This window comes from Salinivibrio sp. MA351 (assembly GCF_001996065.1).
Taxonomy (GTDB): Bacteria; Pseudomonadota; Gammaproteobacteria; order Enterobacterales; family Vibrionaceae; genus Salinivibrio; species Salinivibrio costicola.
Map to the genome: position 1 here is coordinate 1 of NZ_MUFG01000013.1, position 16335 is coordinate 16335.

Here is a 16335-nt window from a genome sequence, read left to right on the forward strand (position 1 = left end):
GGATAAATTGTAACCCTATGATTATATTGTATTAATATTTACTCTTTCGGCGATAATGTGAATGTGCCTCGAAAAAGCGTGCACACCATTTGGCTTTCCTTACCAATAAGCTGATGAATAAACAGTCTTAGAGGGAGGGAAAAGATCATGACCAAAAGTCCGTTTATGGCAAGCCTTCAGCACGAGATTAGGCGACGAGGCTATGCGATTAGAACCGAGAAAAGTTACTTGTACTGGGTTCGTCGATTTATCCTTTTCCATCACAAGCAACACCCTACAGAGCTCAGTGACGAGGATGTAAAAACGTTTCTGTCTTATTTGGCGAATGCGCAGCAAGTTTCACCAAACACACAAAAGGTTGCCCTCAATGCATTAGCCTTTCTTTACAACCAGTTTTTAAACCAACCGCTAGGTAAGATTGCGTTTAGTCCGTCCAAAAAATCGCCGCGAATTCCAATTGTGCTCAGTAAAGAAGAAGTTTCCAAAATTTTTACCTACCTTAGCGCAAGAGATAAGCTGATTTGTGGGCTTATGTACGGCAGTGGCCTACGCATCAATGAGTGCTTGAGGTTACGTATTAAGGATTTGCTTTAACACCCACGCTACCGCCCTTTGGTTAGCGGCATCCAAAAGGCCTTACAGGGCAATTTTTTGCGGTTAGGTTATCAGACGCTGGGCAGTGTGTTTAGGCAAAGGAGTCTAAAATGTTGGCGGGGTCAGAATTTAGAAATTTTTGGGGGTATAAACGCAAAAAAGCCGCTGACTGAGCAGCGGCTTTTCTATATGTGGCGGAGAGATAGGGATTTGAACCCTAGAAGGGCTATTAACCCTTGCCGGTTTTCAAGACCGGTGCTTTCAACCACTCAGCCATCTCTCCGGAACGCGGCGTATATTATTGGCTTAGGCTTCGCTTGTAAAGTAAAAAGCGACGATTTTGATTTGTTTGGTTAGCTTTCGTGCAATAAAAAAGAGGCCAGCGTTTGGCTGACCTCTTTCGTCTGTTTTCTAAACAGTTTTAGATGTTTTCGACATCAAATTCTACCAATGGGCTCACGTCTGCGTCGTAGTCTACGCCGTCTACGCCAAAGCCAAATAGCTTCAAGAACTCGGCTTTGTATTCGTTGTAGTCGGTTAGCTCGGTGAGATTGTCAGTGGTGATTTGCGGCCACAAGTCGCGACAGTGCTGCTGAATGTCTTCGCGTAGCTCTAGGTCGTCTAAACGCAAGCGACGCTCGCTATCAACGGCAGGCTCACTGCCATCGGCTTGATAGAGGCGTTGAGTAAACATGCGATGGATTTGCTCCATGCAGCCTTCATGGACCCCTTCTTCGCGCATCTTTTTGAACACCATGGCGATATAAAGCGGCATAACGGGAATAGCCGAGCTTGCTTGGGTCACGACGCTTTTCAATACGGCGACGTTGGCGCTACCACCTTTGGCGGCAAGCGTCTGGTTTAGCTCGTTGGCGGCACGGTCTAAGTCCATTTTGGCTTTGCCTAGTGCCCCTTCCCAGTAAATTGGCCAAGTGAGCTCTGTGCCAATGTAGCTGTAGGCGACCGTCTTGCAGCCTTCGGCCAATACGCCGGCGTCATTGAGTGCGTTAATCCAAAGTTCCCAGTCTTCACCGCCCATGACAGTGACGGTGTCTTGGATCTCTTGCTCAGTAGCAGGCTCGACGCTCGCTTCGATAAGTTGATCTTTGTTGGTATCGACGGCGGTTGAGGTGTACGTCTCACCGATAGGTTTGAGTGATGAACGTACCAGCTCGCCGCTGTCAGGTAACTTACGGACTGGCGAGGCCAGTGAGTAAACCACCATGTCGATTTGACCCAAGTCTTGTTTGATCAAATCGATGGTTTTTTGCTTGGCCTCGTGCGAGAAAGCATCGCCGTTCAGGCTTTTTGAATACAGGCCTTCTTGCTTGGCAAACTTGTCGAACGCGGCTGAGTTATACCAGCCTGCGGTGCCTGGTTTTTTCTCGGTGCCTGGCTTTTCGAAGAACACGCCTATGGTTGCTGCGCCGCCACCAAAGGCGGCTGCAATGCGTGAGGACAAGCCATAGCCGCTGGATGCACCCACGACCAACACACGTTTTGGCGCATTGGCAATCGGGCCTTGCGCTTTAGTGTAGTCAATTTGTTCTTTTACGTTCGCTTCACACCCCACTGGATGGGTGGTTGTACAGATAAATCCGCGAATTTTAGGTTTGATGATCATATTCAACGTCCCTCACAAAATTGAGGCTAGGATAAATACTAACGCCTGCCTATGCATCCCCTTTTATGGAAAAAGGGCAAAAATACCCAGTGGTTGGAGGTGTTGCAGGCAAAAATAGTGGGCAAGATCGCAGTGTAAATCGGTTCCATGAGCGAGCCAACAAAAAAGCGTCTGCTCATCACAGACGCTTTTCATTAGCGTAATCACAGCATTTAAGCGGCTTTATTTGGGTTGGCTTTGTCGATAGCGCCCCCTTGTAACTGGTTTGAGGTAAACCAATCGGCCTCAAAGTCATCCACTTGTACGGCGTAAGCACGCAACGCATCGGCCTCAAGCAATTTTTCACGCGCATCGGCGGTAATAATATTTTGCTCTACCGCTTGTTGTGAACGGTCGGCCAGGCTGGCTTTACCATTGATTTTCTTGGCTTTTACTGCCTTGATCAGGGCTTTTTCGGTATCACGACACGCCCACATGGCTGTGAAGGCGCGTTCCATTACCGCCACCGGATCGTCGGCTTTTTCCCCGACATAGCAAAGATGCGTCCAACGGTCGCGCTCTGCACTTGGGGTCATTAACTGCTCGGCGATCTGGTTGAGCAGTTTATCGGACGGCATCGTATAACGCATGCCTAATGGGAACAGTAGCACCCGTAAACTACGACCCACGCCTTTGGCCGGGAAGTTGTTAAAGGCGCCATCAAAGGCTTTGGCACACTGGGCTAAGCAGTATTGCAGCGCATAGTGCACCATTGGCAGATCTTGGCTTGGACGCCCTTCATCTTCATAGCGCTTCAGGGTTGCCGATGCCATATAAAGGTGACTCAGTACATCACCAAGGCGCGCTGAAAGCATTTCGCGGCGTTTTAGCTCACCGCCTAGTGACAACATCGCCACATCGGTGGTTACCGCCAGTGCACGACTCATGCGAGTCAGGTGGCGATAGTATTTGGCCGTTTCACCACTAACCGGTGCACGGTTAGTCAGCGAGCCGGTTAACGCATTCACTAACCCCATGATGCTGTTTTTAGTGGCATGACCAATGTGTTTAAACAGCAGGTTATCAAATGCTTGTGCGCCTTGCTCTTGGTCTGGGTTAGCCGCCGCTTCCATCTCTTTAAGTACATAAGGGTGGCAACGGGTCGCCCCTTGACCAAAGATCATCAGGTTGCGGGTAAGAATGTTCGCCCCTTCCACGGTGATCGCGACAGGAATACCAAAGTAATGGTGGCCAATGTAGTTGAGTGGCCCCAATTGAATGGCACGACCCGCGTGAACATCCATCGAGTCGTTTAAGATGGTGCGCGCGATCTCGGTCATGTGGTATTTAGAAATGGCGGTGATGATCGCCGGTTTCTCACCTTGGTCAAGCGCGGTGGTGGTCAGGGTACGGGTCGATTCAATCAAGTAGTTCAACCCGCCCATGCGACCCAGTGCTTCGGCGACCCCTTCAAAGCGGCCAATATGCATACCAAACTGCTTACGTACATAGCTGTAAGCGCCTGTGGTGCGTGTGGCTAAGTGGCCGACCGCCGTGCCGAGCGCAGGCAGCGAGATCCCACGTCCGGCAGACAGGCATTCCACCAGCATACGCCAGCCTCGACCTACGTAGTCTTTCCCGCCGATGACCCAATCAATCGGAATAAAGACGTCTTCACCACGGGTGGTGCCATTCATGAAGGCCATATTGAGTGGGTTGTGGCGATCGCCAATTTCCACCCCTGGATGGTCTGCCGGGACCAAGGCACAGGTGATGCCGAGATCTTTTTTGTCACCCAACAACCCTTCAGGATCGCCGAGTTTGAAGGCAAGCCCAACGACACTGGCCACGGGGGCTAAGGTGATATAGCGCTTGTTCCAGCTTAAGCGGATCCCGAGAACCTCTTCGCCATTATGCTCACCCATGCAAATAACACCATGGTCGGGAATGCTCCCTGCATCCGAGCCTGCTTCCGGGCCCGTGAGCCCAAAGCAAGGCACTTCACGGCCATCGGCCAGACGTGGCAGCCAGTAATCGCGTTGTTCTTGGGTGCCGTAGTGCGTCAGTAGTTCTCCTGGGCCCAGTGAGTTCGGCACCATCACAGTGACCGCCGCGCTTAAACTGCGCGTCGCAATGCGCGATACGATGGTGGAGTTGGCCAGTGCTGAGAACGCGAGGCCGCCGTATTCTTTGGGGATGATCAGCGAGAAAAAGCGTTCTTTCTTCAAGTAATCCCACACCTCTTCCGGCAAATCTTTTTGCTCTTGCACGATTTTAAAATCGTCCAGCATGGCCAGTAAGGTATCGAGTTGGTTATCAATAAAAGCTTGTTCTTCAGCGGTGAGCGTTGGCTTGCCATAGCTATGCAAGGTTTTCCAATCTGGCGATCCGGAAAAGAGTTCGCCATCCCACCAAACGCTGCCCGCTTCCATCGCTTCACGCTCTGTCGCTGATAAGGGTGGCAGCACCTTTTTGAAGAAAGTAAACGCTTTGTCACTAATCAGTGAACGACGTAATGAAGTTTGAGAGCTCATGATTCAGGTCCTTTTGTTGATCATGGTTGCACTCTTGTTGCTGTTATTGTGCGACCAGAACGGGTTTTACATTGCATTCCACGCATTGTCAGACATCGACAATAACGTGGGCGAATAAATGAGGGCTGGCTCCACGCCTACCACGCCCATACGTTGTTGCGCTAGTCGGCCTGCGATTCCGCCGCAAACGGAAGCACTTGGCCTTGCTGCATCACTGCTGGCTCGGCGTTCATCCCTGCTGCTAAATACGGGATGAGGCGGTCAACGATCGCTTCGGTGTCTAACGTGCGATCAAAATCATTTTCGGCAATATCACGGAGTGCCTCGCTCGATGCCATGGTGAAAATGGCCGCGCCGAGCGTAAAATGGATGTGCCAGAAGACGGCTTCGGGAGTGAGTGCCGGGTTGGCTTTGTGCACCGCTTGGTTAAACAAGGATAAAACGTGCTCATAGCGCGTGGTAATAAACCAACGCAAGTGCCCTTGCACATCGGTGTAGCCTCGACCAATTAATTGCATAAAGGTGGCCGCGCCATGAGGCCGGTATTGGTCAAGTGCGAGTACCGGCTGTTTGGCACAAGAAAACACTTGGGCCATCGTACATTCACGCTGGCTTAACAACATTTGCAGTTGTTCGCCAAGTGCGGGCATAAATGCCTCGAGATAACGTCCAAGCACCGCGCGCACCAATGATTTTTTATCACCAAAATGGTAATTCACCGAGGCAAGGTTAACCCCTGCTTTGCTGGTGATGGTGCGCAACGATGTTTCTTTAAAGCCATGCTCGGCGAAGAGCTGCTCCGCGGCATCCAGTATTTTCGCTTTGGTGTCGCCTCGTCCTGCCATTATTCATTCACCTGATTTAAACGCTTGTTTAACTTTATACCGACAAGCCTTATTTAACAAGTAAGAAACACCTACGTATCGCATGAGCAACATCACATTATTGAGTGATGACAAGGTGATCAGGCCATTACTGGCGTTCAGCGCCCGTTTGTTGTCACCGTATAATGTTTGGTAAATGATCCGTCTGAGGCAGGAGGGGCAAGATGATATGTAACGTATTGAATATCAGAGACTAAACCAGTAAGTCCGTACGGCCGCAAAAATAAGCGGCGCTTTTTTTATACCAATGTGGGAACCCATTCGCATTTTTGCTAGTCACACCTTGTGCCACTGCTTTTTCTAGAAGACTTTTCTTCTATGCCCACTTGCTCGTTGCTTGTGGGCTTTTTTATGCGCTTACTCCCAAATCTGGGCTCTTTTCGCCCGATTTCGATGATTTAATGTCTATCCACAGTAAAGTGTGTCTGCGTTCGCTAACAGATGTGGTCACCCTATTATGTATTTCACTTTTCTTGTCGCTATGGCGTTGATCATTATGGTCGGCAGTATTTGCGGCGTTGTTGCGATCATTAAAGTGAGTTCCTTGCGTCATGATCTTGAGGCGACCCAACATGCACTGAGGCAGTTGCGTCAGAGGCAAGAGACCACGACAAGTTCCAGCGAGAACCACACGTCATCAAGTATGCGTTCGAGCAATGAACCTTCAGTAAAGTCATCAACGGAATCGGATGCTTTAGAGGAAAACCGCGAGCATCATACTCTCCAGCCCACAGATGCCCCCCCTCTTCACGACGATAACGCCATGCGTGCCACCAAAGGACATGCGATGGCATGGCTTGAGCGCGCGAAACAGCAATGGCTGGTTTGGAGTGGCGCCGGCATTTTTACCCTCGGTGGACTTTTCTTAATTTCCTACCTGATCAGCGAAGGCTATTTTCCCCCTCTTGCCCGTCTTGGCTTGGGAGCGCTGTTTGGCGTCGGTTTGATTGTAAGCAGTGAGTGGCTGCACGATAAGTTGCGCTGTTATACGCAAATTGATTGGCCGAGCTATGTGCCCGCTGCCATTGCGAGTGCGGGCTTTATCAGCTTGTTTGGCCTGACCTTGATGGCGGCGACGCCCTATCAGTTTATTTCTGATCCTATCGCTGTTGTGATGCTGGCGCTGATCTCGCTCGCTGCGACCTTCTACGGGCTTAGGTTTGGCCCACTACTGACCGTTGTCGGGCTCATCGGTGCGTATGGCGCGCCATTGTTCTCTACCAGTGCCACCCCCAGCTACGGGTTGCTCACCAGCTATTTTTTACTCGTCGCCGCCGCCATCACCTATGTGGCTCAACGTGTCGAGCGCCGATGGCTGTGGTATAGCTTGTGGGGGATGCATCTTGCTTGGTTATTTGCTTTTGCCCATTTTTCGGCGCCCCTGCTTATCGTCACTGGATTTGCTGTCGGCTCAGTCTACGTGCTGATTGCAGTACCAAGATTGGGTTGGTTGCTTAAACCAACATCTGACGGGCCACTATCTTGGCGTATTCTTGTCAATATTCGATCATGGTACCATCACGCACTCGACACCTGGCTGATGCTTGCCATTATGCTGATTGCATCAATGGCGGCATTTCCATTATCTATCACCGCTGGTATTCCATTGATCGCAGCACTAGTGGGGTGGCTTTACCTCGCTCCCCTATTCTCTGTGCGTTGGGGTGCTTGGCCTGCTCTGGGCTTAATTTGGGCCGCGCTTTGGCTACTGACAAGTGATCTTGATGGCTCTGCACTTGCCCAACATATGGGTTTAAGTATCGGTGTGTTTACCCTGTTATATGGTTTGGCCTTGGGTAAGCGTTCGCCAAAAAGCATTCACTTTATCTGGTTGGCGTGCCTAGCGACACCATTAATGGTGAGCCTAAACTCGGTAGTGACGGATCCGTTTTGGGGTGGGCAACCTCCTCACGCATATAGCACCCTATTATGGTCAGCATGTTTAGCCGGTGGCGCGGCGATATTAGCGGCATTTACTCGTTATTTTAAAGGGACAGACCAGACACAACATTTAGTCCGGTTAAGCCTATGGTGTGGGGTGAATGCACACCTTGCGCTTGCGCTGACCTTACTATTGAGCAATTACGCGCTAACCTTGGCGATCGCCCTTCAAGCCGTGGTGATGCTTTGGCTTACCCATAAATACAGGATTACACTCGCTGATTGGATTATTCAAGCCCTGGTCAGTCTTGTGCTCGCTCGCGCGACCTTATTATTGCTCACAACCAATCACATGACATCGGTGCCCGATACACTGTGGCTTTATCCGTCGCTTAGTCTGTTGATTTATGGCAGTCAGCGTTGGGTACAAAGCCAAACACTGCCCGCTTGGCTCACGGGTGCCCAGTTACAGCTCATCGCACTGTGGCTGACCAGCACGACAATTTGGCTGTGTGATCTTCAAGGCCTTAGCGGTGTCATCTATTCCGTCTCAGGCGCTGTGGTAATGAGTATGAACTGGTCATTGTTAGCTTGTGTTTATCTTTATCGCTATCGCCTCGCGCAGACGTTCGCTTTTTTATACCACTTTAGCGGGATAGCACTGCTGGCATTGAGCATACTCATTCAACTGATCCTCTTTGTCGACCACAATCCCTACTTTGAAGAGGTATCTATTGGTTATTCGCCACTTTCCAGTTTGCTCTGGCCTTGGTGGGGCGTCCCCTTGCTGGTTTGTCTTTGGCTGGGCCGAGAGGGATCCTCATCGAGCCTGGCGTTTAACGCGCGAGTACAACTGCTTACGGGTACCGCTGCGGCATTTTTTGGGTTCTTGCTCGTCAACGGATTAATCCGCCAAGCTTGGCAAGGTGACACCATTGTGCTTTCACTGCCAACATCAAACGCAGAGCTTTACACTTATTCATTGGTTTGGTTAGTAATTGGCAGCCTGACTCTGCTCGGTGGATACTGGCAACAATCGGTACGTGTGCAGCAAGGTGCCATGGCGACTTTGGCGTTAGTGATATTGAAAGTTTTCTTGGTTGATATGGCAAGTTTGGAGGGGCTAATGCGAGCTTTGTCCTTCATTGGCCTAGGGCTATGCTTAGTGGGTCTAGGTGGCTTATTCCAGTGGCTCAAACAACGCCAATGGGCCGTGTAGTGCTACACCAATTACACGCAGGATAAATAATTTATATCTGTTTCAATTTAACGAGATGGCGGCGTTTATTGCCGCCAAGTTTGTGATAAAAATCACGAAATCGTCGCCCATTGACAAGATTTAGCGACTTTTTTAAATCATCAGGAACTTCTTGGTCATCGCCCAGTCCTAATGGGTGCATCGGTAAGAAATGCCTTGTCCCCCTCAGCGATTGAGGTGCATGATTCACCTTTCTTTCCGAACTGCTGCTGCTTTTTCTACTTACTTTAGAGTTTATTTGTCTCTACCTTTATTTTTGCCCACCTTGTGTGGGCTTTTTTTATTTTGGTGCAGGGTCATCAGACGTTACCTGACCATTGGCAATCATTTGATAGGGCGACGCATACCGTAAGGTGAGTCCCAGCTGCGCCAGCGTATGCGAGGCATCAATCCATTTTCCATCGCCAGCACTTGGGTGATACTCAGGTGGCGCTAATCCCATTTCACGTGCAGCCCAGCTGTAATAAACGCTTTTGGATGGATGAAGATCCGCACTCAAATGGAAAACATGCCCCCATTGGCGCTGATGAATCATTGCACTGATTGCAGCCATAACATCGCTACGATGGATAAGGTTAACCGGCTCGCTGCCGCCAGACAGCCCTGTACGCCCTGACAACATGGTTGATGGGTGACGTTCACCGCCAATTAAACCTGCCAAGCGCAGTACACTGCCCCGCTCGCCATACACGCGATCAACATGGGCTTCAATGGCTTCATGCGCTTGACCGGAAGCCGTTGTCGCGGCGGTCGGTGTTTGTTCTGTGACTTGTCCTTTAAGCTCTCCATACACAGACGTCGTGCTAATAAAGAGCACATGTTCAACGCCCGCTTGTGCCAGATGATCGATAAAGGCGGTCATCGCGCTGCGGTAGGCATCAAAATCGGCATTACGTCGCCCTGCCGCGATATTGATCACCACAATGTCGCAATCAAGCAATGGCTGCGCGTGGTGGTAATCGGGCGCCATGACATCAAAAGGCACCATTGGCGCACCTAGTGACTGGCTCCATGCTTGCGCTGCATCCGATTGGCGCTTGGTCCCCACCACCTGATGCCCTGCCGCTAGCAAGTGCGACGCAAGGGGGGTACCCAACCAACCACAACCACAAATTCCGACTTTCAATCCTGACACAAGCACTCCTTAGGGTTACGTAATTATTTTTCAATGTAATCGGCTTCACACCGCTTTTTGCCCCATTTTTGACCGATTATTTATTTCACGCTGTAAATATATTCCTTCATTGTGTAAGGAAATAACCAAAAGCGTGAATGGTGACAAAGTTTTCATTCTCAGATAGTCATAATAATGTCATTACAAAGCGTGAGAAGATAGACTATTCATCATTAAACGGTGGTCAAAAACCGTGATGATTGACGTACTTAAACACTGCATTTTGTTCGCTCTCAGGGAGCGATAGTTTTTAATTTGGTCTTGAACGTAAGCGGTAACTCAGATGAATACTCTGGAAAAAATACAAAAAAATATTGAAAACTTCAGCAAATCTGAAAGAAAAGTTGCTGAAATTATTGTCGCCTCGCCTCAAACCGCTATCCACTCAAGCATTGCGACGTTAGCGAAAATGGCTGATGTGAGTGAGCCAACGGTGAATCGCTTTTGTCGTCGTTTAGACACCAAAGGATTTCCCGACTTTAAATTGCATTTAGCGCAGAGCTTGGCAAACGGTACGCCTTATGTGAACCGTAACGTTGAAGAGAACGACGGTGCCGATGCTTACACAGCCAAGATTTTCGAGTCAACCATGGCCTGTTTAGATGTGGCGAAGAACAGCATTGATACACACCAAATTAACCGTGCTGTTGATATGTTAACCCAAGCAAAGAAAATTTCTTTCTTTGGTTTGGGTGCGTCAGCGTCTGTTGCCCACGATGCGCAGAACAAGTTTTTCCGTTTTAACATCCCTGTCGTCTGCTTTAACGATATTGTGATGCAACGCATGAGCTGTATTAACTGCAATGACGGCGACGTGGTGGTGATGATCTCACACACAGGCCGGACCAAAAGCCTGGTCGACGTGGCGAACTTGGCCCGAGAAAATGGCGCCACCGTGATTGGTATCACCCAGCGCGATTCACCGCTCGATAAGGTTTGCTCGCACACCATTCAACTCGATGTCCCTGAAGATACCGATGAATACATGCCAATGGCAAGCCGCGTGGTGCAAATGACCGTCATCGACGTCTTGGCTACCGGTTTTACCCTACGCCGCGGCCCCGGCTTTAGAGATAACTTGAAACGTGTCAAAGAAGCCATTCGCGATTCACGTTTTCATAAAGAATCATTGACCTAATCCCGAGGAGTGCATGGCACTCCTTTTTTGTGTCATCTCGTTGATATTTTCCGTGCGCTACACTGATGTCAGCGTTTTATTGGTTTATTACTAAGCGGTGATGCTTGCCTTGTAACACGCTTCTTGCGCATCACCCTGTCTACAGGAGTTAATCATGTCTGCAAAATTGAGAAGAACGAAAATTGTCACCACCTTGGGCCCGGCAACGGATAAAGATAGTGTGTTAGAGGCCGTCATTCAGGCGGGTGCCAATGTCGTTCGCCTCAACTTCTCTCACGGCAGTGCAGAAGATCATATTAAGCGTGCCGAACAGGTGCGTGCTATCGCCGCACGACTGGGTCGCCATGTGGGGATTTTAGGCGATTTACAAGGCCCTAAGATTCGCGTATCCACGTTTAAAGACGGCGCTATTGTGCTTGCGGTGGGTGATAAATTTACCCTAGACAGCGATCTTTCTCCGGGAATGGGCGATCAAGACGCTGTGGGGCTGGACTACAAGGCGCTACCGCAAGATGTCACCCATGGCGACATTTTGCTGCTCGACGATGGCCGTGTACAGCTCAAAGTATTGGCCGTTGACGGCACCAAAGTGCATACCGAAGTCACGGTGGGCGGGAAGCTATCAAACAACAAAGGGATCAACAAGAAAGGCGGTGGCCTGTCTGCGCCTGCGTTGACCGAAAAAGATAAACAAGACATTCTCACCGCCGCCAAAATCAAGGTCGACTTTTTGGCTATCTCGTTCCCTCGCAACGGTCAAGACATGCATTATGCCCGCTCATTAGCACGCGAGGCTGGTCTGGATGCACGTTTGGTCGCCAAGGTTGAACGCGCAGAAACCGTGGTGAGCGATGCCAGTATTGATGACATTATCGAAGCGTCTGATGTGGTGATGGTGGCACGTGGCGATCTTGGCGTCGAAATTGGTGACCCTGAGTTAGTCGGGGTACAGAAACAATTGATCCGACGCGCACGCAGTATGAACCGCTTAGTGATCACTGCCACACAAATGATGGAGTCGATGATCACAGCCCCGATGCCAACCCGTGCAGAAGTGATGGATGTCGCTAACGCCGTGTTAGATGGTACCGACGCGGTAATGCTATCAGCAGAAACCGCAGCAGGACAGTATCCGGTTGAGACGGTACGCGCCATGGCAGAAGTGTGTGTCGGTGCGGAAAAAATGCCGTCGGTGAACGTGTCTAACCATCGCTTGGATCGTCAGTTTGATAGCCAAGAAGAGACGGTGTCGATGGCAACCATGTATGCGGCAAACCATATGAAAGGGATTAAAGCCATGGTGTCGCTGACTGAGTCAGGCCGCACCGCGTTGATGATGTCACGTATTTCATCGGGTAAGCCCATTTTCGCCTTGTCTCGCCATGAACAAACGCTGAATCGTGCAGCATTGTATCGCGGCGTCACCCCCGTGTATTTCGACAGCAACAGTGGTGCCGGTCCGCAAGTGGCCGAGCTTGCCCTGCAGACACTGAAAGCGGGTGGGTTTTTGAATGAAGGCGATCAGGTGATCATGACCCAAGGTGACCAAATGGAAGTGATTGGCTCAACCAATACGATGCGAGTCTTAACAGTGAAATAGCGAATGTCCATGAGGGCACGAGCAAAAACAGCAACGCAAAAGGCGATCGCAATCGATCGCCTTTTTTCATGGAACCTTCCTTTAGGACGACGATTTAGGGCGCCAGTGGGGATTAATATGTGCCATTAACAGGTGATCTTCCCATTGACCATTAATGAGCAGGTAATCCCGTGCTCGTCCTTCTCGTTCAAATCCAACGGCCTCTAACACCTTGGCACTGCGCGCATTGCATGGCATATAAGCGGCATTGACGCGGTGAATATGGATATTATCGAATAACCATTGATTGGTGGTCGCCAATGCGCGGCGCATAATGCCCTGCCCTTGTGCCGCTTGGTCTAACGAGTAACCGACGGTGCAAGAATACGAAGGATACTGCATCATGCTGGTATAAGAGATCACTCCCAATACCGTGGGAGAATCTTGCTTGGCAATTAAAAAATAATATGCCAGCTGATGCTTTTGTAACTCCATCAGCTGTAGCACCCGCCGTTTCCAGCCCTGCTCGGAGTAAAAGCCCGATGTTCGCGCCGGCTCCCAGGGGGCAAGAAAGACACGATTGCGCTGAAAGTATTGCACAACTCGCATGACGTCTTCATGGCTGATGGCATCAATGCGCAGTTCATCCACGGATAATCGCGGCAAATCACTCACCGAGGGTTCGTACATAGTCACTGTCTTGGCCCGCGTTATTTCTTACCAATGCCATAGTCGCGCAGTTTATTGGCGATAGCGGTATGCGAGACATCCAGCCGCTTAGCCAGTTTACGCGTGGAAGGGTAGCTTCGGTACAAGTTATGCAATATGCCAGACTCATAACGCTTCATGATTTCGTCCAACGATCCATCAATCGACTCTTCACTCAGAAACTGGGTGTTTTCGATTTCTGGTAACTGCACATCGTCTATCGTCATCACGTCGGCATCGATTTGGGTCATCGCATGCAATAACACATTGCGAAGCTGGCGGATATTACCCGGCCATGCATAGTGGGTCAGGTAGTCTGCAAGGGCGTCATCGATGCTTGGCTTGGATTGGCCCAAATCGGCGGCAAATTGTTTAATAAATAGCTGCGCAAGTGGCATCACATCCGCAGAACGTTCTCTCAGCGGTGGAACCGTCAGCGATAAGACATTAAGGCGATAAAAGAGGTCTTCGCGGAATTGATGCGCGGCCACCAGCTCAGGTAAATTTTTCTGCGTTGAACAAATCACCCGCACATCGACCTGCATTTCACGCTCTTCACCGACCCGACGGAAGGTGCCGTCTTGCATAAAGCGCAGCAGTTTTACCTGCAGGTGACGGCTCATTTCACCGACTTCATATAGGAAGACGGTGCCGCCGTCCGCTTGCTCTAAAATCCCTTTTTTCGCGCTACCGCCCTCTTCTGCGGCGGCCATGCCAAATAGCTCGGTTTCAGCGGCGTTATCAGGCATCGACACGCAGTTCACCAGCAAGAAGGGTTTGTCTGCCCGCAGTGAATGCCGATGGCAAGCGCGCGCAATCATCTCTTTGCCTGTTCCGGTTTCGCCTTGTACCAACAGTGGCGCGTCGAGCATCGCTAATTTTTTAGCTTGGCTCATCAGCTGCTTAAACTTGTTGGATTGGCCAACGAGGTGCTCAAAACCATGGTCGCTAGGCGTGCGGAAAACCGTTTGCGGGGTGTTATTCAGCGCCACTTGTTTCAGTTGGACCACGGCGCTCACGAGCACAGGCTGTTCGCTTTCATCGTTGATATGAACAGGCATCACTTCCATGAGGAAGTCGAGGCCAGCCATCACCACCATCCTACAGCTTTGGCTGGCTTCTTCTTTTTCCAGCCAATGGGCAAACTGAAAGTCAGGAAACACGGTGTTCGCATGCTCGTCGATAAGCTGATGCTCACTGGATCCAATCAGATCTTGCGCGGCTTTATTGGCCATATCGATGTAGCCGTCGAGGTTGATCGAGACCACAGGATCGGTCAGGCTTTCGACCAAGGCACGTAGCTCTTTATGCTCGCGCTCGGCAGGCAAGAACTGGACTTTGCGCACATCGGTGACCCCAGAAATCAGTCGAATTTCAGACATCAACTGACTAAAGGCTTCAAATTCAATTTCAGGGCAGTTCAGATAGATAATCCCGACTTGGTCGATTTCGATCCCGCGTAGATCAATATCGCGGCGAACCAGAATATCAAGCAGTTCGCGGGTCAGTCCGATCCTATCTTCACAACAGACTTTCAGTCTCATAATGGATTCCTGTAACGTGACAGTGATACCCAATACCGGCGCAGAACAAGATGGGATGAGGTGATTAAAACCTGCTCTGATCAAGACGTTACAAAAGCAATCGTCAGTATTTTTTCATGTGCCGGATTAGCTGTCAGGATAAGTTGACACTGAGGCGAAGTTTGAGCGGGTTAGGGTTAACAGTCAAGCCCTGATGCCATTTTTGCCTTGCGACATCACGTTTGTAGCACAGACTTTTGCCGTTTAAACTTTTGATTATATTATAAATAAAAACACAAGGTGACAGAGCGCAATGGGCTACGATGTCACCAAGAGCCTGTTACTAAGAGCATGTTACCAAGAGCGTCACCAAGGGCGCCACCAAGAACGTGTCACCACGCGTGCTACACGCATTCGCGTCAGTGGGGTGATTCGCCGGGGGTTGGGCTTTTACCCATTAGCCGTTTTACCAGCTCGCGCCGCAACTGTGACAAGCTCGGGGCCGCTTGCCCATGCCAAGGCAGTGGCCGCATCAGGGTCATGGTTTTTAATCCAAGGCGAGCCGTGAGCAAACCAATCCCCAACCCTTGGGCGACGCGGCCAGAAACACGTCCAGCGAGGTTCACTGAAAGGACATCAAAGCCGACATCGGTCATGGCCTCACTCGCGCCGGCAAGCGCCATGTTGGTGAGAACCATTTTAAGTAAACTCAATCGGGCTTTGACCCCAAGTTGAATGCCATACACGTTGGCAATCTTGGTCATTAAATGAAAATTTCGCCACGCAACCAGTAACATATCGGCGGCCGCCAATGGGCTAACGGCTACCATTAAGGCCGCCTCTTGCGAGTGTTTCGTCACCAAGGCTCGCGCTGCCTTATCTTGAGCGCTGAGTACCTGTTGCTCATAAAGGCCTAAAATTTCGCTGTCGTTATGGGTTGCCGTGATCGCTTGCTGCCACTGTGTAAAAGCTGGACGTTGTACTTGTCCGGTTTGCTCCGCTAACTGACGACAAAAGTGTTCGCCCTGCCCGACCGCATCACTGGCCAGCAGTTGCTCAGCCTGTTGGCGGACAGCATCGCGTTGCAGCAAACGACGCATCGCGCGCCATTCTTTACCCAGCATCACCAATCCAGTCGTGGCGATGGCGATCAACAAACCTTGCCAACCAAGGCTAAGCCAATCTTGCGCTAGCCAGCTTTGATACACACTGTCAGCGGATTGCCACAATGCCAGTAGCATGGTTGCCAACATAAGAAATGGCCACACTCGGCGTCGCTTGCGTGACGAGGGGGCGAGCGTTGCATCAAGTGAGGCTTCCCATTCAGCACTCGCCGCCGGCGTAAAATCATGGTCCGATTCAAACGTGGTGCCTTGTTGTATCCGGCTATCTAATGCCGTCTGGTCTATCTCGGCATCCTGTGCATAGGTTTGTTTTGGCTTATATTGGGTCATGACTA

Annotated in this window: 11 protein-coding genes and 1 tRNA gene; 4 read left to right on the plus strand and 8 right to left on the minus strand. The window is 50.4% G+C overall.

The window, feature by feature from the left end; all coding sequences use genetic code 11:
- Nucleotides 1-147 precede the first annotated feature (147 nt).
- Nucleotides 148-594 carry a phage integrase N-terminal SAM-like domain-containing protein gene (locus BZG78_RS08580; RefSeq protein WP_077660958.1) on the plus strand — a complete coding sequence of 149 codons (447 nt, stop codon included), beginning with the start codon at nt 148-150 and terminating at the stop codon, nt 592-594.
- A gap of 192 nt (nt 595-786) precedes the next feature.
- Here BZG78_RS08580 and BZG78_RS08585 read toward each other — a convergent pair.
- From BZG78_RS08585 to BZG78_RS08600, 4 genes are all read right to left on the minus strand, one after another.
- Nucleotides 787-877 (minus strand) — tRNA-Ser (locus BZG78_RS08585).
- 138 nt (nt 878-1015) lie between these two features.
- Nucleotides 1016-2218: an enoyl-ACP reductase FabV gene (gene fabV, locus BZG78_RS08590; protein WP_021022366.1), complete on the minus strand. Its 1203-nt coding sequence runs from the start codon at nt 2216-2218 to the stop codon at nt 1016-1018.
- Between the two features lie 212 nt (nt 2219-2430).
- Nucleotides 2431-4731 carry an acyl-CoA dehydrogenase gene (locus tag BZG78_RS08595; RefSeq protein ID WP_021022368.1) on the minus strand — a complete coding sequence of 767 codons (2301 nt, stop codon included), beginning with the start codon at nt 4729-4731 and terminating at the stop codon, nt 2431-2433.
- Between the two features lie 161 nt (nt 4732-4892).
- On the minus strand, nt 4893-5576 hold the full coding sequence (locus BZG78_RS08600; RefSeq protein WP_077460224.1) for a TetR/AcrR family transcriptional regulator: 684 nt from the start codon (nt 5574-5576) through the stop codon (nt 4893-4895).
- A gap of 496 nt (nt 5577-6072) precedes the next feature.
- Between BZG78_RS08600 and BZG78_RS08605 the strand changes: the two genes are divergently transcribed.
- Complete coding sequence (locus BZG78_RS08605) at nt 6073-8715, plus strand: DUF2339 domain-containing protein (RefSeq protein WP_077660959.1); 2643 nt, start codon at nt 6073-6075, stop codon at nt 8713-8715.
- A gap of 319 nt (nt 8716-9034) precedes the next feature.
- Here the strand turns inward: BZG78_RS08605 and BZG78_RS08610 are convergent, their stop codons facing one another.
- A complete protein-coding gene (locus BZG78_RS08610; protein WP_158011792.1) occupies nt 9035-9889 on the minus strand; it encodes an SDR family oxidoreductase in 855 nt (284 codons plus the stop codon).
- Nucleotides 9890-10211: 322 nt separating this feature from the next.
- On the opposite strand from BZG78_RS08610, the gene BZG78_RS08615 reads away from it, so the two are divergent.
- Nucleotides 10212-11066, plus strand: a complete 855-nt coding sequence (locus tag BZG78_RS08615; protein ID WP_021022372.1) for a MurR/RpiR family transcriptional regulator — start codon at nt 10212-10214, stop codon at nt 11064-11066.
- Nucleotides 11067-11220: 154 nt separating this feature from the next.
- Nucleotides 11221-12666 (plus strand): pyruvate kinase, encoded by a 1446-nt coding sequence (pyk, locus tag BZG78_RS08620; RefSeq protein WP_021022373.1) that lies wholly within the window; start codon nt 11221-11223, stop codon nt 12664-12666.
- Nucleotides 12667-12747: 81 nt separating this feature from the next.
- On the opposite strand, the gene BZG78_RS08625 is transcribed toward pyk, so the two are convergent.
- The 3 genes from BZG78_RS08625 to BZG78_RS08635 form a co-directional block, all read right to left on the minus strand.
- On the minus strand, nt 12748-13335 hold the full coding sequence (locus BZG78_RS08625) for a GNAT family N-acetyltransferase (RefSeq protein WP_077660961.1): 588 nt from the start codon (nt 13333-13335) through the stop codon (nt 12748-12750).
- Between the two features lie 20 nt (nt 13336-13355).
- The gene (tyrR, locus tag BZG78_RS08630) at nt 13356-14897 is read right to left on the minus strand and encodes a transcriptional regulator TyrR (protein WP_077575833.1); all 1542 of its coding nucleotides are present in this window, start codon (nt 14895-14897) and stop codon (nt 13356-13358) included.
- 398 nt (nt 14898-15295) lie between these two features.
- Complete coding sequence (locus BZG78_RS08635) at nt 15296-16330, minus strand: TIGR01620 family protein (RefSeq protein WP_077660962.1); 1035 nt, start codon at nt 16328-16330, stop codon at nt 15296-15298.
- Nucleotides 16331-16335 lie beyond the last annotated feature (5 nt).